Annotated in this window: 23 protein-coding genes; 8 read left to right on the top strand and 15 right to left on the bottom strand. The window is 72.6% G+C overall.

The features are described from left to right. Nucleotides 1–31 precede the first annotated feature (31 nt). The 3 genes from AC1QRC_RS06110 to AC1QRC_RS06100 all read left to right on the top strand — a co-directional run bounded on the left by AC1QRC_RS06110 (nucleotide 32) and on the right by AC1QRC_RS06100 (nucleotide 2,702). Nucleotides 32–529, top strand: a complete 498-nt coding sequence (locus AC1QRC_RS06110) for a YajQ family cyclic di-GMP-binding protein (protein WP_484205904.1) — start codon at nucleotides 32–34, stop codon at nucleotides 527–529. Between the two features lie 137 nt (nucleotides 530–666). Continuing rightward, nucleotides 667–1,191: an RNA polymerase sigma factor gene (locus AC1QRC_RS06105; protein WP_484205903.1), complete on the top strand. Its 525-nt coding sequence runs from the start codon at nucleotides 667–669 to the stop codon at nucleotides 1,189–1,191. A gap of 74 nt (nucleotides 1,192–1,265) precedes the next feature. After that, nucleotides 1,266–2,702 (top strand): hypothetical protein, encoded by a 1,437-nt coding sequence (locus AC1QRC_RS06100; RefSeq protein WP_484205902.1) that lies wholly within the window; start codon nucleotides 1,266–1,268, stop codon nucleotides 2,700–2,702. Here AC1QRC_RS06100 and pepN read toward each other — a convergent pair. The 15 genes from pepN to AC1QRC_RS06025 all read right to left on the bottom strand — a co-directional run bounded on the left by pepN (nucleotide 2,692) and on the right by AC1QRC_RS06025 (nucleotide 17,621). Next, nucleotides 2,692–5,196 (bottom strand): aminopeptidase N, encoded by a 2,505-nt coding sequence (gene pepN / locus AC1QRC_RS06095; RefSeq protein WP_484205901.1) that lies wholly within the window; start codon nucleotides 5,194–5,196, stop codon nucleotides 2,692–2,694. The genes AC1QRC_RS06100 and pepN overlap by 11 nt on opposite strands. A gap of 54 nt (nucleotides 5,197–5,250) precedes the next feature. After that, nucleotides 5,251–6,156 (bottom strand): zinc metalloprotease HtpX, encoded by a 906-nt coding sequence (gene htpX / locus AC1QRC_RS06090; RefSeq protein WP_484205900.1) that lies wholly within the window; start codon nucleotides 6,154–6,156, stop codon nucleotides 5,251–5,253. 113 nt (nucleotides 6,157–6,269) lie between these two features. Next, nucleotides 6,270–6,401 carry a mycothiol transferase gene (locus AC1QRC_RS06085; protein WP_484206586.1) on the bottom strand — a complete coding sequence of 44 codons (132 nt, stop codon included), beginning with the start codon at nucleotides 6,399–6,401 and terminating at the stop codon, nucleotides 6,270–6,272. Nucleotides 6,402–6,553: 152 nt separating this feature from the next. Beyond that, the gene (locus AC1QRC_RS06080; protein ID WP_484205899.1) at nucleotides 6,554–8,122 is read right to left on the bottom strand and encodes an NADH-quinone oxidoreductase subunit N; all 1,569 of its coding nucleotides are present in this window, start codon (nucleotides 8,120–8,122) and stop codon (nucleotides 6,554–6,556) included. Then, nucleotides 8,119–9,711 (bottom strand): complex I subunit 4 family protein, encoded by a 1,593-nt coding sequence (locus AC1QRC_RS06075; protein ID WP_484205898.1) that lies wholly within the window; start codon nucleotides 9,709–9,711, stop codon nucleotides 8,119–8,121. Before AC1QRC_RS06075 ends, AC1QRC_RS06080 begins: the two co-directional genes overlap by 4 nt. After that, nucleotides 9,708–11,762 carry an NADH-quinone oxidoreductase subunit 5 family protein gene (locus AC1QRC_RS06070; protein WP_484205897.1) on the bottom strand — a complete coding sequence of 685 codons (2,055 nt, stop codon included), beginning with the start codon at nucleotides 11,760–11,762 and terminating at the stop codon, nucleotides 9,708–9,710. Before AC1QRC_RS06070 ends, AC1QRC_RS06075 begins: the two co-directional genes overlap by 4 nt. Continuing rightward, a complete protein-coding gene (gene nuoK, locus AC1QRC_RS06065) occupies nucleotides 11,759–12,064 on the bottom strand; it encodes an NADH-quinone oxidoreductase subunit NuoK (protein ID WP_484205896.1) in 306 nt (101 codons plus the stop codon). Before nuoK ends, AC1QRC_RS06070 begins: the two co-directional genes overlap by 4 nt. Continuing rightward, entirely contained in the window at nucleotides 12,061–12,561 is a 501-nt protein-coding gene (locus AC1QRC_RS06060; RefSeq protein ID WP_484205895.1) for an NADH-quinone oxidoreductase subunit J family protein, read from the bottom strand. Before AC1QRC_RS06060 ends, nuoK begins: the two co-directional genes overlap by 4 nt. Next, nucleotides 12,558–13,127, bottom strand: coding sequence for a 4Fe-4S binding protein (locus AC1QRC_RS06055; RefSeq protein WP_484205894.1), 570 nt, complete (start codon nucleotides 13,125–13,127; stop codon nucleotides 12,558–12,560). The genes AC1QRC_RS06060 and AC1QRC_RS06055 overlap by 4 nt, the downstream gene beginning before the upstream one ends. Further along, nucleotides 13,124–14,092 (bottom strand): NADH-quinone oxidoreductase subunit NuoH, encoded by a 969-nt coding sequence (gene nuoH / locus AC1QRC_RS06050; RefSeq protein WP_484205893.1) that lies wholly within the window; start codon nucleotides 14,090–14,092, stop codon nucleotides 13,124–13,126. The genes AC1QRC_RS06055 and nuoH overlap by 4 nt, the downstream gene beginning before the upstream one ends. Nucleotides 14,093–14,163: 71 nt before the next feature. Next, on the bottom strand, nucleotides 14,164–14,439 hold the full coding sequence (locus AC1QRC_RS06045; RefSeq protein ID WP_484205892.1) for a protein-tyrosine phosphatase family protein: 276 nt from the start codon (nucleotides 14,437–14,439) through the stop codon (nucleotides 14,164–14,166). Nucleotides 14,440–14,615: 176 nt separating this feature from the next. After that, entirely contained in the window at nucleotides 14,616–15,164 is a 549-nt protein-coding gene (locus AC1QRC_RS06040) for an NADH-quinone oxidoreductase subunit C (RefSeq protein ID WP_484205891.1), read from the bottom strand. Next, entirely contained in the window at nucleotides 15,161–15,799 is a 639-nt protein-coding gene (locus AC1QRC_RS06035; protein ID WP_484205890.1) for an NADH-quinone oxidoreductase subunit B, read from the bottom strand. Before AC1QRC_RS06035 ends, AC1QRC_RS06040 begins: the two co-directional genes overlap by 4 nt. Beyond that, complete coding sequence (locus AC1QRC_RS06030) at nucleotides 15,799–16,155, bottom strand: NADH-quinone oxidoreductase subunit A (RefSeq protein WP_484205889.1); 357 nt, start codon at nucleotides 16,153–16,155, stop codon at nucleotides 15,799–15,801. The genes AC1QRC_RS06035 and AC1QRC_RS06030 overlap by 1 nt, the downstream gene beginning before the upstream one ends. 47 nt (nucleotides 16,156–16,202) lie before the next feature. After that, nucleotides 16,203–17,621 carry a serine hydrolase gene (locus tag AC1QRC_RS06025; RefSeq protein ID WP_484205888.1) on the bottom strand — a complete coding sequence of 473 codons (1,419 nt, stop codon included), beginning with the start codon at nucleotides 17,619–17,621 and terminating at the stop codon, nucleotides 16,203–16,205. A 303-nt stretch (nucleotides 17,622–17,924) separates the two neighbouring features. Between AC1QRC_RS06025 and AC1QRC_RS06020 the strand changes: the two genes are divergently transcribed. The 5 genes from AC1QRC_RS06020 to AC1QRC_RS06000 all read left to right on the top strand — a co-directional run bounded on the left by AC1QRC_RS06020 (nucleotide 17,925) and on the right by AC1QRC_RS06000 (nucleotide 23,163). Continuing rightward, nucleotides 17,925–19,814 carry a 2-oxoacid:acceptor oxidoreductase subunit alpha gene (locus AC1QRC_RS06020; RefSeq protein ID WP_484205887.1) on the top strand — a complete coding sequence of 630 codons (1,890 nt, stop codon included), beginning with the start codon at nucleotides 17,925–17,927 and terminating at the stop codon, nucleotides 19,812–19,814. A 77-nt stretch (nucleotides 19,815–19,891) separates the two neighbouring features. Next, on the top strand, nucleotides 19,892–20,989 hold the full coding sequence (locus AC1QRC_RS06015) for a 2-oxoacid:ferredoxin oxidoreductase subunit beta (RefSeq protein ID WP_484206585.1): 1,098 nt from the start codon (nucleotides 19,892–19,894) through the stop codon (nucleotides 20,987–20,989). Beyond that, nucleotides 20,986–21,921 carry an EamA family transporter RarD gene (gene rarD / locus AC1QRC_RS06010; protein WP_484205886.1) on the top strand — a complete coding sequence of 312 codons (936 nt, stop codon included), beginning with the start codon at nucleotides 20,986–20,988 and terminating at the stop codon, nucleotides 21,919–21,921. Before AC1QRC_RS06015 ends, rarD begins: the two co-directional genes overlap by 4 nt. Nucleotides 21,922–22,019: 98 nt before the next feature. Beyond that, nucleotides 22,020–22,391 (top strand): nuclear transport factor 2 family protein, encoded by a 372-nt coding sequence (locus tag AC1QRC_RS06005; RefSeq protein ID WP_484205885.1) that lies wholly within the window; start codon nucleotides 22,020–22,022, stop codon nucleotides 22,389–22,391. Nucleotides 22,392–22,497: 106 nt separating this feature from the next. Beyond that, entirely contained in the window at nucleotides 22,498–23,163 is a 666-nt protein-coding gene (locus AC1QRC_RS06000; RefSeq protein WP_484205884.1) for a TetR/AcrR family transcriptional regulator, read from the top strand. Nucleotides 23,164–23,199: the final 36 nt, after the last annotated feature.

Below are 23,199 nucleotides of genomic sequence, written 5' to 3'. Positions count from 1 at the left end.
CTGCCCCACAGACACCCAGGAGGGACCGGTCATGGCCGACTCATCGTTCGACATCGTCAGCAAGGTGGACAAGCAGGAGGTCGCCAACGCGGTCAACCAGGCCGCCAAGGAGATCAGCACCCGCTACGACTTCCGGGGCGTCGGGGCCTCGGTGGAACTGTCCGGCGAGAGCATCGCGATGAAGGCGAACACCGAGGAGCGGGTCAAGGCCGTCCTCGACGTGCTGCAGACCAAGCTGGTCAAGCGCGGGGTGTCGCTCAAGCACCTGGACTACTCCCACGACGGCGAGCCGCGCGCCTCCGGCAAGGAGTACCGGCTGGACGCCGCCCTGACCGAGGGCATCTCCTCGGAGAACGCCAAGAAGATCGCCAAGATGATCCGGGACGAGGGGCCCAAGTCGGTCAAGGCGCAGATCCAGGGCGACGAGCTGCGGGTCACCTCCAAGTCCCGGGACGACCTGCAGGCGGTCCAGGCGATGCTCAAGGGCGCCGACCTGGACGTGGCACTTCAGTTCACCAACTACCGCTGACGCGGCGCCGCCCGGCAGCGCGGGCCGGATTCGTCGCCCGCGCCGTGCAACACCTCCGCCACCGGTGACATAGGACGGGTGAGACGCCCCGCGCCGCGGGGTACCGGCCCCGAAGGGGGGACCGTATGGTGCTGGGCATGGCTGCCACCGGCGGCACCGAGGCGCAACCGCGTGACGGCGCCTGGTTCGACCAGATCTTCGCCGAGCACGGCACTGCCGTGCACCGGTACTTCGTGCGGCGCGCTCCCCGGGAGGACATCGAGGACCTCACCGCCGAGGTGTTCGCGACCGCCTGGAAGCGGCGGGAGCGCATCCCGGAGGAGTTCGTCCTGCCGTGGCTCTACCGGACGGCCTCCTACGTGCTGTCCAACCACCGCCGCAGACCGACCCTGACCCTGCTCAGCGACTACGAGCAGGACGACCGGCGTCGGCACCGCACCCACTCCGCCGACCCGGCCGACCTGGTCGTGGAGGACCAACAGGTGCGCCGGGCGCTGTCCCGGCTCAGCGAACGGGACCGCGTGGTCCTGATGCTGCACGCCTGGGAAGGGCTGGACGGCGAGGGGCTCGCCAAGGCGCTCGGCGTGAGCCGGGGCGGGGCGGCTGCCGCCCTCTCCCGGGCCAGGGCCAGGCTGCGGGAGGCCTGGGCCGATGAGGGCTGACCGCGCACCACACACCACCCGGGCCACCACACCGCAGGGGTTGCCGCACCCGGGTCGCACCAAGGAGGCATGACATGGTCCACGAAGACGACGAGGCCCTGAGGCGGATGCGTGCGGCGGACCCTGCGCACGGGTCCTACCCCGACCAGGCGTCGCTGCGCCGCAGGCTGCTGGGCCGCACGCCGGCGCCGCTCGCCGGCTCGGGGGCTGACCCCTACGGGCAGCCCTTCCCCCAGGCGCCAGACGCGTATGCCGATACCGCGGTCCGGGTGCACGACGGGACCACCCGCGGGAGCCGGACCACGCTGGTCGCCGCGGCGGCGGTGGCCGCGTTGGCCATCGGTGCCGGCGGCTACGCCGTGGGCCTGCAGTCGGCGGACCAGCCGGGCACCGGCGGCTCGACCGTGGCGTCCACGGGGGCGGATGACGAGTCCGACGCCGGGTCCGACGCCGAGTCCGGGGGCGACGACGCCGCCGGCACCGAAGGGGCCGTCGGGGAGGACTGGGCCACCGATTCCGGGGGCTTTGAGGAGTCCATCCTGAGCGACGGCGCGGAGGGCTCCTGGGGCTACGACAGCACCTCCAGCTACTACCCCTTCGGTCCCACCGTGCTCGTGGCCGACCCCCGGCTGTCCACCGAGGGCGGAGGCACGGGTGAGGTGCGCATGATGCGCGCTGCCGAGGTGGACGGGGTCGCCTTCCTTGAGGACTGGGCGACCCGCCTGGGCCTGGACGGTGAGGTGGACGACCAGTCCGGCGACGGGTACTACGTCCTGGAGGCCGAGGGGATCGTGCTGACGGTGAGCACCGGCTCCACCACCGACTTCAACTACCAGAACGACCTCGCCGACCCCTTCTGCGCCGAGATGGCGGCCGAGGACGATGTCTCCTTCTTCTCGGGCGGCAGTCCCATCTCGGCGCAGGACTGCCTGCCCGTGGGAGAGCGCCCCGGCAAGGACGAGGCGATCGCCCAGGCCCAGGAGTTCCTGGTCGCCACCGGGGTGCCCACCGACGACCTCACGTGGAGCACCGAGACCTACGAGGGCGACCCCTACGTGTCCGTCGTCGGCACCCGTGACGGCGGACCGAACAGCTACTTCTTCGCCGGTGTCACCGGGGCAGGGGTTGCCCACGCCTACGGGGTGCTGGGTGACTACGTCTCCCTGGGCGACTACCCCGTCATCTCCCCCACCGAGGCGGTGGAGCGGGCCTCCGACCCGCGGTTCGCCGCGGACGGCGTGTGGATCCCGGGGGTGGACGACACCGACCTCCTGCTGACCGAGGAGTACGACCCCTGGGAGGAGTGGACGGACCTCGACCTCGCCGAGGGGGACCTGCTGCCCTACCCGGTCCACACGGCCACCATCGTGGAGGCCTCACTGGAGACCGGCGTGATGTATCTCCCGGACGGCTCGGAGATCCTCGTCCCGGCCTACGACCTGGTGGACGAGGACGGCGGGCACTACGCGGTGCTGGCGCTGGCCGAGGAGGCGCTCGACCTCACCCCGTGACAGGGCGGGGCGGGTGGGCCGCCCGCGAGGCGATCACCTCGCGCAACACCGACTGCTGGTCCACCAGTGCCCGGCGCACGGCGGGCGACAGGCCACCATCACCCAGCCGGGCGGTGGTGGCCTCGTCGGTCGCCGTCTCGACCACGGTGCGCGGGTAGGCCAGCGCCGCGACCCGGGCCAGGGCATCCTGCCCGACCCGGCCCGACAGTGCGGGGACGTCCTCGTGGAACCGCGCCACGTAGGGACGCAACAGGCCGGTGTCCCCGCCGAGCCAGAAGCCCTGGGCGAGCGCGTTCATCTCGTAGTTGGAGCGACCGTGGTCGCCGGTGAGCTGGTCCCAGGCCCAGGCCTTGGCGTCCTCGGTGGGCCGGGCTGCCCGTGCGGCCAGCGCACCGAGCCGTCCCTGCAGGGAACGGTCCTCCTCGGCGGCGGTCTCGATCGCGTCGTCCTCGACGGCATCGAGCACGGCGAGCGCGCGCAGCACCGTCCACCGGAAGTCGGCGTCACCGTCCAGCGCCTGGGGCAGGTCGGCGCCGTCCGCCCACCGGGTGAGCAGGCCGGTGTCGTCGGTGGTCTGGGCCAGCAGCCGCGCCGCCGCGACCGACTGGGTCGACCCCGGCTCCGCGGTGTCCAACCGCTGGCGGGCCGCGACCGCGACCTCCGCGCGGGCCTGCGCCGCGTCCTGCGGCCAGACGTACTCCCCGAGCACCCGGGAGGCCACGGTGGACGCCACCCGGCCCAGGATCGAGGGCTCGTCCTCCACGGGCCAGGCCACCGCGAACACCCTCAGCAGGTGCTGGGGAGCGAGCTCGCCGAGCGCCAGCGCGTCGAGCAGGGCGACCCACACCACCGCGCGCTGGATCGGCTCCCCGACGGCGGGCAGTTCCTCGGGCAGCGCGGCGAGGGACTGCCCGTCGAGCCGGACCCGGGCCCAGCTGAGGTCGCCCGCGTTGGGCACGAGCAGGCGCACCGGCCCGCTGGGGGACACCGGCAGGGTCACGCGGTCCTGGGTCAGCAGCGCCTCGGCATACAGCGTGCGGGTGCCGCCGGCCCACCCGGCGACGTCGAGGGTGTGCGGCCGGTCCGCCGGCCGATCGGCGGGCGGGGTCCGGGTCAGCGTGAGCCGGTCTGCCCCCACCTCCGCGCCGACGGTGTCCAGCCCGGCGGTCCGCAGCCAGCCGTCCGCCCACGCGCCCAGGTCCTCGCCCGCGGCGCGTTCCATGGCCGACAGGAAGTCGCCGAGGTCGGCGTTGCCGTACGCGTGCTCCTGCAGGTATGCCGTGATGCCGGCGACGAACGCGTCGTCCCCGATGTGGGTGATCAACTGGCGCAGCACCGCGGCACCCTTGGCGTAGGAGATGCCGTCGAAGTTCTGCAGCGCGGTGTCGGCGTCGGGGGCCGGTGAGCCGGCGACGGGGTGGGTGGAGGGGGTCCGCTCGGCGGCGTAGCCCCAGGTCTTGCGGGACATGGTGGAGTCCAGCCAGGCGCTGCGGAACTCGGTCGCCGCGACCAGGGTGCGGTGCGCCATGTACTCGGCGAACGACTCGTTGAGCCACAGGTCGTCCCACCACGTCATCGTCACCAGGTCGCCGAACCACATGTGCGCCATCTCGTGCGCGATGGTGTTGGAGCGGCCCAGCACCTCGTCCTCCGTGGCGGCCCCCCGGAACAGCAGGGAGTCCCGGAAGGTCACGCAGCCGGGGTTCTCCATGGCGCCGGCGTTGAACTCGGGGACGAAGACCTGGTGGTAGGCCCCGAACGGGTACCGGATGCCGAACAGCCGGTGGTAGTAGTCGAACGAGGCCCGGGTCACCTCCAGCATCTGCGGAGCCTGCTCGTGCAGCGGCCCGGCCAGCGAGGCCCGGGCGTGGATGCCCAGCGGGATGCCGTCGTGCACGTCGGTGACCGAGACGTAGGGCCCGGCACAGACGGTGACGAAGTAGGTGGCCAGCGGGTGGGTGGTGGCCAGCTCCCACCGGGTCTCGCCGGAGCGCGTGGCGGCGCCGTTGCCGAGCACCGTCCACCCCTGCGGCGCGGTCACGGTCACGTCGTAGGGGGCCTTGAGGTCCGGCTGGTCGAAGCAGGCGAAGACCCGGGGTGCCGCGTCCAGGAACAGGTGCCCGAAGACGTAATAACGCCCGTCCGAGGGGTCCAGCGCCCGGTGCAGCCCCTGGCCGTCCTTGCTGTAGGCCATCGTGGCGCGGACCGTGACCTCGTTGCGCTCGGCCAGGTCGGGCAGCACCACCCGTGCACCGTCCGCCCCGGCCGGGTCGAGTGCCCGCCCGTTGAGGGTGATCTCGTGCACCTGCTCCGCGGCGACGTCCAGGAACGTGCTCGCCCCCGGCTCTTTGCATACGAACTCGATGGTGGCGGTGGAGCCGAAGGTGGTCTGGCTCCCCCGGTCTCCCCCGGTCAGGTCCAGGTCGACGGAGTATGCCGTCACCTCCACGAGCGCGGCGCGGGCCTGGGCGTCGGTGCGGGTCAGGTTGGCCATACGGGACAGGTAATCACGCCCCGTCCATTCCGTGGAACGCTGCCCCTGGGGTGGTCAGGCGCCGGGCCCGAGGCCGGTGCCCTGCCCGGGACCCCCACCCTGCTCACCCTGCCGGGCCATCGCCTGCAGCCGGGCGATCCGGTCCGCCATCGGCGGGTGGGTGGCGAAAAGCCGGCCCACGTCCTGGGCGCGGAAGGGGTTGGCGATCATCATGTGGCTGGCGTTCTGCAGTTGCGGCTCGGGCGGCAGCGGGGCCGCCCGGGTGCCCCGCTCCAGCTTGGCCAGCGCGGAGGCCAGCGCGAGCGGGTCGCCGGTGAGGACGGCACCGTCCTGATCCGCGTCGTACTCCCGGGTGCGGCTGATCGCCAATTGGATGACGGTGGCGGCGAAGGGGGCCAGCAGGGCCATGGCCAGCATCGCGATCGGGTTGCCGTTGCCGCGGTTGCCGCCGAAGGCGCTGCTCCACATCAGCATCTGCGCCACGGACGTGATGACGCCGGCGATGGCGGCGGCGACCGAGGAGGTGAGGATGTCGCGGTTGTAGACGTGCATCAGCTCGTGGCCCAGGACACCACGCAGTTCCCGCTCGTCGAGCAGGTGCAGGATCCCCTCCGTGCAGCACACGGCCGCGTTGTCCGGGTTGCGCCCGGTCGCGAACGCGTTCGGCGCGGCGGTCGGGCTGACGTAGAGCCGCGGCATCGGCTGCCCCGCTCGGTCGGACAACTCCCGGACGATGCGGTACATCGCGGGCTGCTGCTGCTCGGTGACAGGGTAGGCGCGCATCGCCTTGATCGCGATCTTGTCCGAGTTCCAATACCCGTAGAAGGTCATCGCCACGCCGATGAGGGCGAACAGCCAGATGAACCGGCCGGAGCCGATGACCGCGCCCATCCCGAGGAGCAACGCCCAGATGGCGCCGAAGAGCAGCGCCGTCTTGAGCCCGTTGTAGTGCCTGTGCATGCCGGTGAAACGTCCGTCTGACCTCCGGTGTTCCGCATCCCCCCGCCCATTCTCGTAGCGGGTTTGTCGTCCGATCCCGCCTTTTCGTAGCGGATCTGCACCCGGCTGGGCCGTCACTCCCCGGTCTGGCCGTCGATCGCCTCCCGGATCAGGTCCGCGTGACCGTTGTGCCGGGCGTACTCCCCCACCAGCTTCTGCAGGTTCCAGCGAACCGAGTAGCCGTTGCCCTTAGCCACGACCGCCAGATCGGGGTGGGCCTCGATCCGCGCATCCGCCGCCTCCCGTTCTCATCTCCGGCTCCACAGAGAGCGACATATCCCGGGATGGCACGCGGAGGTCCGGAGCAGAACCACTACGAAAAGGCGGGCTCGGGCGACAAACTCGCTATCAAAATTGGCTAGAAGATGCCCACGGGCGAGATGCTGCCGAGCACCAGGAGGGTGGTGAGCACGCCGATCAGCCACGGGTGTGGGCCGGACCAGGAGTAGGACACCTTGACGTCGTCGTCGTCCGGGGACCGCACCGGTATGCCGTGCTCGTCCACCGGGGGCCGGGCGACGAGGACGGCCAGCCAGCGCAGGTACACCGCAATGCCGAGGGCGACGTTGAGCGCGGCGACGACCGCGAGCCACCAGGTGCCGTCGCCGGCGACCGGGCGCAGCGCGACGACCTTGGCCACCAGGCCGATGACCGCCGGCGGCAGGCCGGCGAGGGCAAGCAGTGCGAAGGCGAGCGCTGCGGCCGTCCACGGGTGGCGGCGGAGCAGCCCGCGGTGGTCCTCCAGGGTGTGACCGCTCACGGCCGGCAGGTCCCGGCCCTCGTCCTCCGCGCCCCCGTCCTCCCGGGCCTCGTCTTCCTCAGCGCCCGCGCGGATCCGGACCGCCTGGCCCACGCCGAGCACGACGACGAAGGCGAGCAACGTGGCGACGACGTAGACGGCCAGGTAGCCGGCCGCGGCGTGGACGGCACGGTTGGACACCGCGGTGAGCGGCAGCATCATCCAGCCGGCCTGGGCGACGGCCGACCAGGCCAGCAGCTGGATCAGGTCGGTCTGGCGCAGGGCGACCACGTTGCCCAGCGTCATGCTCAGGGCAGCGACGATGCCCACCGCGACGAGGGTGAACCCGGAGGCACCGGCCAGGGCCTGCACCACCACGATCAGGGCGCCGAGCGCCGCGACCTTGGACGCTCCGGCGAGGTAGACGGTGACCGCCAGCGGGGCGGCACCGTAGGTGACGGGTGTCCAGGCATGGAAAGGCGCGGCGGACAGCTTGAACCCGATGCCTGCGAGGGCGAACACCGCGGCGAGCACCAGCACGGGGGCGCGCCCCTCGGAGGCTGCCGTGGCGGCGGCCGCGGTCGACAGCATCCCGGTGCCGGTGGCGGCGACCCACAGCGCGGCGCCCATCGCGAGCAGCGCGAAGGAGACCAGTGAGGTCACCAGCAGGGTGACCGCCCCCTCGACGGCCACCTGCTCTCGGCCGCGGCGTCGCTCCAGCACGACCAGTCCGACCGTGGGCAGGGTGGCGAGTTCCAGGGCGACCAGGAGCGACCCCAGGTCCCGCGCCGCCGGCACCGCCGTGATCCCCGCGGTGGCGGCGAGCAACAGCACGACCAGCACCGCCGTGCCCCCGGAGCCGCGCGCGCGGGAGTTCCAGTCCGTCCAGGCCAGCGCCAGCACCACGCCGGCAGCCCCCAGGGCGAGCAACTGCAGCCCCGAGGTGATCGAGCTGGCGCCGTAGAGACAGTCGCCGCCGGGGATGCAGAACGCCGAGCGCCGGTCGCCGGAGGACTGCAGGAGGCCGGGGACCGTGGCGGCGGCGCCACCGAGCAGCGCCAGGCCGGCCACGCCCAGGTGCACCTGGCGCAGCTTGGGAGCGACGGCCTCGACGACGAGGACGAGGAGGGCGCCCAGCGCGGGCGCCAGGACGGGCCACAGGGCGCCGAGATTGAGGGTCAGGTTCACCGGGAACCCCCCATCACCGCGACCAGCTGGGTCACGGCCGGCTCCGTCAGGTCCAGCAGCGGGGCCGGGTAGACGCCGAGCCCGACGATGCAGGCGACGAGGACGGAGATCAGCAGCAGGTTCACCCTGCGGGCGTCCCCGATCAGCGGCGTGCTCCGGTCACCGGCCCACACCTCGCGCAGCACCCGCACGGCGTAGGCCGCGGCCAGCACGGCCCCGAGGGCCGCGACGAGGGCGAACACCCGGAACCACCCCTCGGTGCGGTCGGCGGCCGGTGACCATGCGGCATACAGGGCCCCGAACTCCCCCCAGAACCCGGCGAGGCCCGGGAGCCCCATCGCGGCGGCCATCCCGACGACGAGGGCGAAGCCCAGACGGGGAGCCACCTCGCGCAGCGCGGCGCGGGCGGTGGCCAGGTCCGCGGTGCCCCACTGGTGCTTGAGCTCGCCGACGACGACGAACAGCAGGGCCGAGATCAGGCCGTGGGCAACGTTGCCGAACAGTGCGGCCTGCAGGCCCGTGGCGGTGCCGGCCGCCAGCGCGAGCACGACGAAGCCGAGGTGTGCGATCGAGGACCAGGCGATGAGCCGCTTCAGGTCCCGCTCGACCAGGCACGCCAGCCCGGCCCACACGATCCCGGTGACGGCGAAGCCGGCCAACACCGGGGAGACGGTGGCGAACCCGTCCGGCAACGGGGCGACGACGAGACGGATCAGGCCGTACACGCCGAGCTTGAGCAGGACCGCGGCGAGCAGCACCGAGCCGGCCGTCGGCGCCGTCGAGTGCACCCACGGCAGCCAGGTGTGCAGCGGGAAGACAGGGATCTTCATCCCCAGCCCGACGACCAGCAGGGCGGCGACCACGACCTGGGTGCCGACCCCCAGGGTGCCGACACGCTCGGGCCAGGCCCCCATGTCGCTGGTGCCGGTCGCCGTGGCCAGGGCCAGGATGCCGACGAGCATCAGGGTGGAGCCGGTGGCGGTGAAGAGGACGAACCGGGCCGCGGCGCCGTCGCGGTCGGCGCCGCTGGTGCCGTCACCGTGCCGCGCGACCAGCAGCCACATCGGCACTAGCACCATCTCGAAGGCGACGAAGAAGACGATGGCGTCCCGGGCCAGGAACGCCAGCATGGCGCCGGAGAGGACGACGAGGAGGCACCCGTAGTAGGTGGCCAGGGACTGCGCCGTATGCCGTCCGCCCAGGTCGAGCGGGGCCGTCACCTCCTTGGCGGGGTGGTCCCGCTCGGGCTCGTGGTAGCGCAGGGCGACGGCCACCACGCCGGTGAGGGCGGTGAGCAGCAGCAGCGGGGCGCTGATCCCGTCGACGGTCAGGTCCAGGCGGACCCCGATGGCGGGGATCCAGGGCAGGTCGACGTCCGGGCGCTGCAGCACGGCCAGCACCGCGGCCGCCGCGGAGACCAGCGCACCGCCCAGCGCGATGGGGCGGGAGAGCCCCTCGGTGGGCGGGTCCGGGAACCGGTCGGCGACCACCAGCACGAGGGCGACCACGAGGGGGGCGAGCACCGCGACGAACGGCCCGTAGGGGGCCACCGGGTCGAGGAAGTCCAGGGACAGGAAGTCCAGGTTCATGCCAGGACCACCCCCACCGCGCCGAGGATCACGACGCCCAACAGGACGAGGGTCATCGCACCGGCCGGACGCCACGGCGTCGTCCGCTCAGCCAGCCAGCCGAGCACCCGGCTGCCGGCTCCGGCGCCGCGGACATATCCGTCGAGCACCTCGCGGTCGGCCCAGGTGACTCCCCTGGCCAGCGCGAGCACGGGGCGCACCACCACGCGGTGGTACAGCGCGCCCGCCCCCAGGCCACGCTCGGCCGCCAGGCTGAGCGGCAGCGGCAGCCGGGTGGCCGCGTCCCGGGACCGGATGCCGCGGGAGGCCAGCCAGACGGCGAAGGCAGCCACCGCCATCAGCACGAGCGAGGCGATGAGCAGTTGCAGGTCGACCCGCACGTCCACCTGGATCACGGGGGTGAAGGCCAGTGCGCCGCCGACGACGCTGAGGAAGCCCAGGAGGCTGATCCCGACGCGCGCCGTCGAGGAGATCGCCGCCTCGGCCTCCTCGATGCCGGCGGCCTCGTGCACCACCTCGGGCTCGGCGAAGAAGTCGTCGATCCGTTCGTGACCGGTCTTGGCGGGCTGGCGCATCGGCTGGTCCCTGGCCAGCACGAGCCACGCCCGCATGCAGTAGGCGGCCGTCAGCGGCACGCTGGCCCCGACGGCTGCCAGGACCAGGGTGCTGGCCAGGCCACCCGCGGCCTCCACCCCGGCCTCGGCCTGGCCCAGGATGAGCTCCTTGGAGACGAAGCCGACCATAGGCGGCACCCCGGCGAGCGCCAGCAGCCCGATCGCCATCGGCCGCCGGACGCTGCGGTAGCGGGTCAGCCCCGACACGACATACGCGATCGCGGTGCCCCCGGTGAGCACGCTGAGCCACCCGAGTGCGAGGAACAGCAGCGCCTTGAAGACACCGTGCGAGGCCAGGTGCAGGATCGCCGCGTCCGGGTCGGCGCCGGAGGGCACGACGGTCAGCGCGGCGAGCATCAACCCGACCTGGCTGACGGTGGACCAGGCCAGCATCCGCTTCAGGTCCGGCTGGGCGAAGGCGAGCAGCGCGGCCCCGACCACCGTGACGGAGACCAGGACGGCGAGCAGGAGCCGGGCCGGGCCGCTGGCCTGCAGCAGCGGGAACAGCTGGGCCAGCACGACGGTGCCGGCCGCGACCATGGTGGCGGCGTGGATCAGCGCCGACGCGGGGGTGGGGCCCTCCATCGCATCCGGGAGCCAGTCCTGGAACGGCACCTGGGCCGACTTGCCGAGCACGCCGACCACAACGCCGATCATGGCCAGCGCCAGCAGCACGCCACCGCCGGGCCGGGTCGCGAGGGCACCGTCGCCGTCGAGGACCACCCAGTGGTCGACGATGTCGGCGATCCGGGTGCTGCCCGCCGGCGCCGCGAGCGCGATCAGCCCGAGCCACATCCCGACGTCCGCCAGCCGGGTGACCAGCAGCGCCTTGATGGCAGCGCGGTTCGCCGAGTCCTTGGCGGACAGGTGGCCGATGAGCAGGTAGGAGCACCAGCCCATCACCTCCCACCCGATGAGGGTGAGCAGCACGTCCCCGGACAGCACGACGAGCAACATCGCGGCGGTGAACAGCGAGACGGTGGAGGAGAACTGCCGGTAGCGGGGGTCGTACCAGAGGTACCAGCGGGCGAAGACCTGCACGACACAGGCGACCAGCGCCACCACCACCGCGGTGAGGGCGGTCAGCCGGTATGCCGTGAGCTCCAGCGGGACGGTCAAGTCACCGAGGGCGAGGGGTCCGACGGTGCCGGACGAGCGCACCCCACCGGTCTGGGTGAGCGCGTACGCCTGGGCGACCACCACCGCCAGGGTCAGCAGGGACCCCAGCACCGCGGTCCAGGCCGCGGCCCGGCTGGAGCGCCTGACGACGAGCAGGCCGACCACGGCGGCGACCAAGGGGACCGCCACGGCGTACTGGGCCGCGGCTCCCGGCAGCTCGGGGATCGGCAGGTCGGGGACCGGGAGGTCGGGCATCGGCAGGGAGGGCAGCTCCCACTCACCGAGGTCGGGCCAGGGCAGGTCGCGGGTGCCGATCATGTGCGGGTCACCTCCCGGTGCCCGTCCACATCACCGCGGCTGCGGAACAACGCCATCAGGACCGCGAGGGCGACGACCACCTCGGCCGCCGCGATGGTGATCAGGAACAGGGTCAGCACGGGCCCGGACGCCAGTGGGTCCGGGTACAGCTGCCCCACGGTCACCAGCAGCAGCCCGGCCGCGGCGATGAGCAGCTCGACGCCGATCAGCACCAGCACGAGGTGCCGGCGGGCGAGCACGCCGTACGTGCCGGCGCCGGCGAGCACGGCGACCAGCAGCAGCGGGAGGGCGGGGGTGATCACTTGACCCGCCCCTTCCCCGCGGTGGCGACCGCGATGGCCGCGACCAGGGCCGCGAGCAGCAGCAGCGAGAGCAACTCGAACGGCCAGACCCAGGTGCCGAAGATCGCCGCCCCGACGTCCGGTCCGTCCGGTCCGGTGACGGCGACCGCGTCCCACCCGAACGCGGCCACCAGGGTGCCGCCGAGCAGCACGGTCACCGCGAGGGCGACGACGGCCGACAGCGCGCGGTAGCCCTGGGGTGCGTCCTCCGGGGTGGCACCGACCCGCGTCAGCATCAGGGCGAACAGCACGAGGACGACCACGGCGCCGACGTAGACCAGGAGCTGGACCAACGCGACCAGCTCGGCACCGAGCACCAGGTAGCAGCCGGCGAGGCCGCCCATGCTGACGACGAGCCACAGGCCCGCGTGGAGCACCCGGCGCGAGGTCACCGCGAGGATGGCGCTGGCAGCGGTGAGCAGACCCACCGCGACGAACAGGACGTCCCGGCTGGTCACTCGGCCCCCCGCTCGGTCCCAGAGTCCCGCTCCGCCTCGGCAGCGGCCTTGGCTGCCGCCGCGGCCACCCGCCCACCGCGCCCGCCCTCGGGGAGCGCGGCCTCGGGGACCTGGCCCATCCAGCCCTCGAGCCGCTCCTTGTCGTGCAGCAGGTTGCGGATGTCTCCCTCGGCATACGCGAAGTCGGGGGCCCAGAAGAGGGCGTCGAACGGGCACACCTCGATGCAGATGCCGCAGTACATGCACAGCGAGTAGTCGATGTCGAAGCGGTCCAGGACGTTATGCGAGCGGGCCCGGCCGCCCTCCGGGCCGGGCTCCACCGTCTCCTTGTGGGAGTCGATGTAGATGCACCAGTCGGGGCACTCCCGGGCGCACAGCATGCAGGAGGTGCAGTTGCTCTCCAGCAGCGCGATGACGCCCCGGGAGCGGTCTGGCAGGTCGGGCTCGACGTGGGGATATTGCGTCGTGTGCGGCGCACGCGCCAAAACCTTGGCCGTGGTGGCCATCCCGCGGCCGAGCGCCCGCGCCGAGGCGATCAGGCCTGGGGGCTTCTGGTCCTCGCTCATCCCCAGATCACCACCCCGACGCTGGTCAGGGCGACCTGGCCGAGGGCGACCGGGAGCAGCACCAGCCAGGCGAGCCGCTGCAGCTGGTCCTCCCGGACCCGTGGCCAGGCCACCCGCAGCCAGAGGATGAGCAGGACCACCAGCCCGGCCTTGAGGACGGTCCACAGCGGCCCGAGGACCTCCGCCCACGGGCCGCCCCAGCCGCCGAGGAAGAGGACCGCGAACAGCAGGGACATCACCACGATGCCGGCGTACTCGGCGAGCAGGAAGAACGCGAAGCGCAGGCCGGTGTACTCGGTGTAGGGGCCGAAGACGATCTCGCCGTCGGCGATCGGGGCGTCGAAGGGGACCCGCTGGAGCTCGGCGACGGTGGCGACGAGGAAGACCGCGGCACCGGGCAGCTGCCACAGCAGCCACCACCACTGCCACTCCCCGACGATCCCGCCCAGGGACAAGGTGCCGGCCGCGAGCGCGACGGACACGGCGGCGAGCGCCAGCGGCAGCTCGTAGCTGACCAGTTGGGCGGCGGCGCGCATCCCGCCGATGAGGGAGTACTTGTTGCCGCTGCCCCATCCCGCCATCAGGGTGCCGATGACCCCGACCGAGGTGACGGCCAGCACGAAGAGCAGGCCCGCCGGCAGGTCGGCGGCGATCCAGGTCGACGACCAGGGGATGGCCGCGAGCGCCACCAGGTAGGGGATCAGTGCGACGGCCGGGGCCAGGCGGAACACCCAGCGGTCGGCGGCCGCGGGGACCACGTCCTCCTTCTGCGCGAACTTGATCCCGTCGGCGACGAGCTGGGCGATCCCGTGCGGTCCGGCCTCCATCGGGCCCAGCCGTCCCTGCATATGACCCATCACCTTGTGCTCGGTCTGACCCACCGCCAGGGGCAGCATCAGGAAGGCCGCCAGCACGACGACGGCCTTGATGATGGTCTCCGCCAGCAGCGGCAACTCGCTGAGCATCGTCGGCAGCCTATCCACTGTCACCCCCGACGGCGGGAATTCGGCCGCGCTCGGCGGTCCGTCACGGGGGCTCAGCCGGTCCCGGTCGGGTCGAACCCGGCGACAAATCGCCGCTGCCACGGCGTCTCCACCGCGCCGGGGTGATAGCCCTCCCGGACGAACGCCACGGCCCGCTCGGGCGGCACACCGTCCAGCACGGCGAGGCAGGCCAGCGCGGTGCCGGTGCGTCCGCGGCCGCCCCGGCAAACCATTTCGACCCGCTCGTCGACCGCGCGGCGCCACGCCTCGGCGAGCACCTGCGTGGCGACGGAACGGTCGGCGGGGAGCCCGAAGTCGCGCCACCGCACCCATGCGGTGTCGTGGTCCGTCTCCGGCGGGGTCGACCCCAGCAGGAAGACCGTCAGGTCGGCCTCCGGTTCGCGGTGCTCACCGACGGGACGGCCCCGGACGAGTCGACCGGAGGGGAGTCGCAGGACGCCGGGGGTTGCCTCGTCCCAGCCGGGGACCGGAGGCCTCCGGGAGCTCAGCGGGGGCCCCAGGACGGGTCGGGCACCCCCGGCGGCAGCAGCCGGCGTCGGCTCGGCGACCGCTTGCTCTTGCTGGAGTCGGACTCCCCCGGCTCCTTGGCGCCGGGCCAGGCCTTGGACGCCCGCGCCGCGAGGACGAAGGACTTGCGCAGCGGGGTGCCCTCGAACCCGTCGGGAAGCAGCAGGGGGCGCAGCCTCTGGTCGGTGCCGTCGTCGAAGTCGGTGAACTCCACCCCGAACATCTCGTGGGTCTCCCGCTCGTGCCAGGCGGCACCGGCGAACACCCCGGTGAGACTCGCCAGCAGGGCGCCGTCGGGGAGGCGGGTGCGCAGCAGCAGGCGGGCCAGCGGCCGCGGCGCCTCGGGGCTGGTGGCGATCAGGTGCACCAGGACGTCCAGCCCCGGGTCCTGGTCGGCGTCGGTCTGGTCCACGGCGGAGAGCCAGTCGAAGTAGTCGTAGCCGGCGTCCCGCGCGGCGGTGACCGCCGACACCCACTCCCCCGGCTCGAGGTCGCGGGTCTGGGCCCCACTGCCGAGCGTGGTCACGCCTGGTCACCGTCCCGCGGAGACTCCCCGTCCTTCGGCGAATCCCCGTCCTGCGCCGACGCGGGCGGCTCGACCAGGTCCCGGGTGACCTCGGCGGCGGAGACCGGCGCCTCGGCATACGGCCGGGGGCGGGAGCCGGCCCTGGCCCGCCCGGGACGTTCCCCGGCGATCTGCTCCTGCAGCGTCACGATGCCGGCGAGCAGGGCTTCGGGCCGGGGCGGGCACCCGGGGACGTAGACGTCCACCGGGATGACCTGGTCGACGCCCTTGGTGACCGAGTAGGAGTCCCAGTAGGGGCCGCCGGAGTTGGAGCAGGCGCCGAAGGAGATGACGTACTTCGGCTCCGGCATCTGCTCGTAGAGACGGCGGATCGCGGGCGCCATCTTGTCGGTGACGGTCCCGGAGACCACCATCAGGTCCGACTGGCGGGGTCCGGGGGCGAACGGGATGACGCCGAGACGGATGAAGTCGTGCCGGGCCATCGAGGCGGCGATGAACTCGATCGCGCAGCAGGCCAGGCCGAAGTTGAACACCCACAGCGAGTACTTGCGACCCCAGTTCAGCACCACGCGGACGGCGGCCGGCGCCTTGTCTGCGGCGGGTCCCACGCGGGGCTCGGGTAGGTCGACGGTCATCACACCCACCTCAACAGGCCGCGGCGCCACGCATGGGCCAGGCCGACCACCAGCACCCCGACGAAGATCGCCATCTCGACCAGCGAGGCCGCCCCGAGGTCGGTGCGCAGCACCAGCGCCCAGGGGAAGAGGTAGACCACGTCCACGGCGAACACGACGTAGAGCAACGCGTAGCCGTAGTAGCGCAGGCTCCCCTGGCTCCACCCCGACCCGACGGGGTCCACCCCGGACTCGTATGTCGTGAGCTTGGTCGGGCGCGCGTCGTGCGGCGCGAGCAGGCGCCGCCCTCCGGCCGCGGCCGCGACGAGGGCCACCCCGGCGAGAGCCACGGCGAGAACCACGAGGTAATCGGTCATCGCACGGCAGCCTAGCGCCGTCGCCCCGGCTGGCCGTGGACCCTGTCTCAGCCGCCGGAGGCCAACAGGCCGAGCGCGGCCTGGGTGAGGTCGTTGAACGGCTGGTCCACGATGGCGCCCTCGTGGCGGACCTGGAGGACCAGGACCCGCCCGCCCCCGGCCCCAGCGCCGTCGCCGCCCTCGCCGTCGGTCTCCGGGTTGCCGTCGGCCTCCAGGTAGAAGGAGTAGGCCAGCACGCCGGGTGCCGAGCCGCCCTTGAACCCCTGGTAGGACGTGCCAGCGGGGGGCAGGAGCCCGGGGTTGGCCGCCAGGATGTCCCGCACGGGTGCGCCGGCGTCGGTCTGTGCCTGTTCCTGGAGCTCGGCGTGCACGGCGCAGACCTCCTCCCCCGTGAGGAACCACCCGACACCGTCGGGCCAGGCCGGCGTGGTGATGGTCAGCGGGTTGAGCCCGGAGGTGTCCTCCGGGAGCTGCGCCACCAGGTCCGCGCGGGTGCTGGGGTCTGCGTCGGCCCACTGCTCCCGGAGGTCGGGGGCGCCCCACCCGAGCAGGAAGAACTCCCGGGTGGTCAGCAGCGGTGTCAGCCGGTCCGGCTCGACGGAGATGCCCTCGACCGCCCGGGCGACCCGCTCCGGCCCCACGGCGTCCATGAGCAGGTCGGTGGCGGTGTTGTCGCTGATCGCGATCATCATCTCGGCGGCCTCCTGCACGGTGACCACCGAGCCGTCCTCCCGGTTCTGCAGTTGCCCGGAGGGCAGGCTCTTCAGCTCGCGGGTGATGGTCAGCTCGGTCTCCCAGTCGAGGTCGCCGTCGGCGACGGCGTCCACCACCGCCGAGAGCACGACCAGCTTGAAGACCGAGCCCGACGGGGCGGCCTGCGCGTCGGGGGTCTCGTGCACCGGGACGCAGGTGCCGTCCGCGACGTCGGCCACGTAGATCTGCGTGGTCCCGCCCAGGTCGGCGAGCTGGTCGTCCAGGTCCTCCCAGGAGTCGAGTGGCGGCAGGTCCGCGGTGCTGTCCGGCTGCAGCAGCAGACCGCTGATCCGCTCCTCGGCGTCCACCGCGATGCTGAGCACGACCGGGCTCTCCCCGGTGAGTCTGAGTTGGGCCGACCTGGTGCCGTCGGCCCCGGCCGGCTGCTCGGTCACCGCCACCACCGTGAACGGACCGCCCTCCCGCAGGTCGACCAGCACCGGCTCGATCTGGTCGGCTGGCACCGCCTCGAGGAACTCGGCGGAGAACCGCTCCTGCGCCTCCTCTGCGGACGGCCCCCTGGCCCCGGGGTCGAGCAGGTCGAGCACCCACCTGGCCTGCTCCCCCAGTGCGCCGGCGGGCAGGGCGGGTGCCGGCTCGGCACCGGAGGTCGCGGTGGCGCCGTCGGCGCTCGTGTGCGTCCCCGCCTCGTCCGTCGTCCCCGCCTCGTCCGTCGTCCCCGCCGGATCGTCGCTGCTACAGCCTGCGAGCACCAACGCCGCCCCGAGTCCAAGGGCCGTCAGGGTGCGTACTCCCCTCAGTCTCGCCCGGTCGGTCCGGTATCCCCGTCGACCGGTCCGGTGTCCCCATGTGCCACCCGCGCTCCACATGTCCACCACCTTAAAGACGCCAGCGGGGGCCCACCTCCCCCCAGCGGATGATCCCACCCGTCGGGCGACCGATTCGCGGCCACGCCGCTCCCGGGAGGGCGCGGCGGTCAGGAGGCCCTTACCATGAAGGGGACCGCAGCCAGCGGCTCAACCACCGTCCTCACGAGATCTGGTGACAGTGCCGGCATGAGTAGCAAGCCCCTGCAACGGCTGGACCGCGTCGTGATCCGGTTTGCCGGCGACTCGGGCGACGGGATGCAGCTCACGGGTGACCGGTTCACCTCCGAGACCGCCAGCCTGGGCAACGACCTGTCCACCCTGCCCAACTTCCCCGCGGAGATCCGCGCACCCGCCGGGACGCTGCCCGGGGTCTCCAGCTTCCAGTTGCACTTCGCCGACCACGACGTGCTCACCCCCGGCGACCACCCCGACGTGCTGGTCGCGATGAACCCCGCGGCCCTGCGGGCCAACCTCGCCGACATCCCCCGCGGGGCGACGGTGATCGTCAACACCGACGAGTTCACCAAGCGCAACCTGTCCAAGGTCGGCTACGAGGTCTCGCCGCTGACGGACGGGTCCCTGGAGTCCTGGCACGTGCACGAGATCCCGCTCACGTCGGTGACGGTCGAGGCGCTGGCCGCCTTCGACCTGACCCGCAAGGAGAAGGAACGCGCCAAGAACATGCTGGCCCTGGGCCTGCTGTCATGGATGTACTCGCGCAGCCTGGAGGGCACCGAGACGTTCCTGCGGGCCAAGTTCGCCAAGGACCCCGAGGTGCTCGAGGCCAACCTGACCGCCCTTCGCGCGGGGTGGAACTACGGGGAGACGACCGAGGACTTCGCCGTGCGCTTCGAGGTCGCCGCGGCACCGATGCCCCCGGGGACCTACCGCACCATCACCGGCAACCAGGCCCTGGCTCTGGGGCTGGTCACCGCCGGCCACCGCAGCGGGCTGCCGGTCGTGCTCGGGTCCTACCCGATCACGCCCGCCTCGGACGTGCTGCACGCACTGGCCGCGCTGAAGCGCTATGAGGTCACCACGCTGCAGGCCGAGGACGAGATCGGCGCGGTCGGGATGGCCCTGGGGGCCAGCTTCGGCGGCGCGTTGGGCGTGACCACCACGTCCGGGCCGGGCCTGGCGCTGAAGGCGGAGACGATCGGTCTGGGCGTGGCCACCGAGCTCCCGCTGGTCGTGATCGACATCCAGCGGGGAGGGCCCTCGACCGGGCTGCCGACCAAGACCGAGCAGGCCGACCTGCTGCAGGCACTGCACGGCCGCAACGGCGAGTCCCCGGTCGCGGTCATCGCCCCGCAGTCGCCCGCGGACTGCTTCGACACCGCGCTGGAGGCGGTCCGGATCGCCACGACCTACCGCACACCGGTGATCGTGCTGTCCGACGGCTATCTGGCCAACGGGTCCGAGCCCTGGCTGATCCCACAGGTCGCCGACCTGCCCGACCTGGGCGTGGAGTTCGCCACCTCCCCGAACGCCACGGACGACGACGGCCAGCCGGTGTTCCACCCGTTCCTGCGGGATGAGCAGACCCTGGCCCGGCCGTGGGCGATCCCGGGCACCGCGGGGCTGGAGCACCGCATCGGCGGCATCGAGAAGGCCGACGTCACCGGCAACATCTCCTACGACCCCGACAACCACGACCACATGGTCCGGCTGCGCCAGGCCAAGATCGACCGCATCGCCGACACGGTCGAGCCCGTCGAGGTCGACGACCCCGGCGGCAAGGCGCGCGTCCTCGTCCTCGGGTGGGGCTCGACATACGGGCCGATCGCCGCCGCCGTGCGCCTGGTCCGCGGCACCGGCACCCACATCGCCCGCGCCCACCTGCGCCACCTCAACCCGTTCCCGACCAACCTCGGGGAGGTACTGCGCTCCTACGACCGGGTGATCGTCCCCGAGATGAACCTGGGGCAGCTGGCGCTGCTGCTGCGGGGCCGCTACCTGGTGGACGTGCACAGCCACACCGCCGTCCGCGGTCTCCCGTTCGGCGCCACCGACCTGGCGGAGGTGCTCCACCGCACCGTGCTTGCCACCGCCGAGACCGAGGAGTCAGCGACATGACCGCGCGGACCACCGAGACCGACACCGCCACCACCACTGCCGGCACCACCACACCCGGCACCAGCACCGACCTGGGTATGCCGACCGGCACGCACGGAGTCCCGCGGCAGCCCGAGGGGGCCGCCCCGCAGACCAAGAAGGACTTCACCTCCGACCAGGAGGTCCGCTGGTGCCCGGGCTGCGGGGACTACGCCGTGCTCGCCTCGGTCCAGGGGTTCCTGCCCGAGCTCGGGCTGCGACGGGAGAACATCGTCTTCGTCTCCGGGATCGGGTGCTCCTCGCGGTTCCCGTACTACCTGGACACCTACGGGATGCACTCCATCCACGGGCGGGCACCGGCCATCGCGACCGGCCTCGCCACCGCCCGGGAAGATCTCTCCGTCTGGGTGATCACCGGGGACGGCGACGCCCTCTCGATCGGCGGCAACCACCTGATCCACGCGATGCGGCGCAACGTGAACCTGACGATCCTGCTGTTCAACAACAAGATCTACGGGCTCACCAAGGGCCAGTACTCGCCGACGTCCGAGGTGGGCACGGTGACCAAGTCCACACCCCTCGGGTCGGTGGACCAGCCCTTCAACCCGGTGTCCCTTGCCCTGGGGGCCGAGGCCACCTTTGTGGCCCGCACCCTGGACTCGGACCGCAAGCACCTGACCGAGGTGCTGCGCGCGGCGGCCGACCACCGGGGCACGGCCCTGGTCGAGATCTACCAGAACTGCCCGATCTTCAACGACGGCGCCTTCCAGCTGCTCAAGGACCGGGATTCCGGCGCCGCCCGCATCGCCCACTTGGTCGCCGGCGAACCCGTGCGGTTCGGCAACCCCGACCACCCTGATGGCGCGCACATCGTCGTCCGTGATGCCGAGTCCGGGGAGTTGCGGGTGGTCCCCGAGTCAGATCTCGACGCCACCGGCGGGGCCGAGGGCGCCTCGGTGGTGGTGCACGACCCGACGGCAGAGGAGCCCAGTGCGGCGTTCGCGCTGTCCCGGCTCGACGACCCCACCATGGCCCACGTGCCCATGGGCATCTTCCGCAGCGTCGAGCGGCCCACCTACGACGACCGGGTCCGCGCCCAGGTCGAGGCAGCCCGCGCCAGCGCCGGCGGGCCGGCCGGCGATGCCGATCTCACCAGCCTGCTCCACGGCAAGGACACCTGGACCGTGGGCGGGTGAAGGAGGGGCCCGACTCGGAGCGTCGCCGCGGCACCGCGTACGGACTTGCCGCCTACGGGCTGTGGGGCGCCTTCCCCCTGTACTTCGCCGCGCTGAAGCCGGCCGCACCGCTGGAGATCCTGGGCCACCGCGTCGTGTGGTCCCTGGTGCTCTGCCTGGTGGCCATGACGGTGATGGGGCAGGCTCGCTGGTTCTGGCACCTGGTGCGGCACCCCAAGCAGGCCTTCACGGTCGGCCTGGCCGGTGCACTCATCGCCGCGAACTGGACCGTCTACATCCTCGCCGTGGTCACCGGGCACGTGACCGAGGCGGCGCTGGGGTACTTCCTGAACCCGCTGGTCACCGTGGCTCTCGGCGTGCTGGTCCTGAAGGAGGGGTTGCGTCGCTGGCAGTGGGTGGCGGTGGGGCTGGGTGCGCTCGCCGCGTTCTACCTGACGATCGACTACGGGCGGCCGCCGTGGGTCTCCTTCAGCCTGGCCCTGTCGTTCGCCGCCTACGGGCTGCTCAAGAAGCGGGTCGGGGACACCCTCACGGCCTGGCAGTCCCTCTCCGGCGAGACCTTCCTGGTCGCCCCGTTCGCCATCGCGCTGCTGGTCTGGATCCAGGTCTCCGGTGGCGCGACCTTCACCACGGAGGGGGCCGGGCACACGGTGCTCCTCATCTCCACCGGCGTGGCCACGGTGGTCCCGCTGCTGCTCTTCGCGGGGGCGGCCCGCCGGGTGCCGCTGGTGACGATCGGGATGCTGCAGTTCCTCACCCCGGTGCTGCAGCTGATGTGCGGCGTGCTGTTGCTCGGCGAGGTGATGCCGACGTCCCGGTGGATCGGGTTCGCCCTGGTCTGGCTGGCGCTGGCCGTGCTCACCATCGACTCGCTCCGGGCGGCAGGCCGGTCCCGGCGCCTGGCCCGGGCGGCCGAGGGCGCCACGCTGTAGCTTCCGACGTCGTCCACGGCCCTTGCCGCGACGGCCGCGGCCTGATTGCGAGCGCCCGGGGCCTTGCCGCGAGAGCCCCAGCGGGTCAGGGTGGAGGCATGCGAGGAGCAGCAGAGACGGTGATCGCCTGGCACGAGGCGGTGAACGCCGGTGACGTCGAGGGCGCGGTCGCCTGCGCCCACCCCGAGGTCGCGGTGGGTGGTCCGCGCGGCACCGGCCGTGGGCACGACCTGATGCGTGGCTGGCTGGCCCGGTCCGGGATCAGGCTCGAGCCGCAACACGAGATCGTCGAGGACCCCACGGGATCCGGTCGCGTGGTCGTGGCGGAACTGGCCCACTGGACGGCCGACAACGTGCCGTTCCCGGCGCCCACCGAGCCCACGCCGACCTGGGTGCTCTTCCACGTCGAGGACGGCTGCCTCGTGTCCGTGGCCAGGTACGAGTCCGCCGAGCAGGTCCCCGCGCCCTGACCGAACGCGAGCCGGAGCGGCGCGGTGGGGGCCGTGAGCCAGTTCACACTGTTTGCACTCCGTGCAGAGTTGCACTCAGTGCAAATATCCCCGTACTCTCGACCCTATGAGCGTGACCACCAGCCGGCGGGAGCAGAACAAGGCCCGCACCCGTGAGGCGCTGCTGGGGGCCCTCCGATCACGGGTCTCGGCGGGCGGCCTGGAGTCGCTGACGGTGGAGGACATCGCCGAGCAGGCCGGGGTCTCCCGACGGACCTTCTTCAACTACTTCCCGAGTATCGAGGCCGCCCTCGCCGAGGGCACCTCGGCCCCCCTGGCCCCGTTGGAGGCGGCCTTCCTGGCCCGTCCCGCGGAGGAGGACCAGGTCACCGCGATCATGCGGGCCCTCGAAGACGCCCCCATCGGCGCCGAACTGCTGACCTGGATGCACGCCCTCGCGTGCTCGACCGAGTCATCCGGCGGCCGGCGCGCCGGCCGCCCCACGGCGCTGGAGCTCAACGTCTGGCAACACCACCGGGGCTGGCTGGAGGGACTGCTGAGTCAGCGCCCCGGGGCCGGGGACGCGTTGCACACCGCCACCCTCGCTGCCGCGATCATGGCGCTGTTCGAGGCCGTGGAGGCCGAGTGGCTGCAGCGAGTCGGCGACTCCGTCGACGAGCAGGCGGCCACCGAGTTCAACGACCTGATGCTCCGCGTCCTGGACCACGTCCGTGCCGGCTGGGCCACCACCCCCACACGGCACGAGGGCCCCAGCACGCAACCGACTGACTGACAGACCCGACCACGGCCGGAGGCGAGGTCAGCGGCG

The organism is Ornithinicoccus sp. (genome assembly GCF_057176825.1).
Note: the sequence above shows the minus strand (reverse complement) of the source record. Positions and strands in the feature narration are given on the sequence as shown.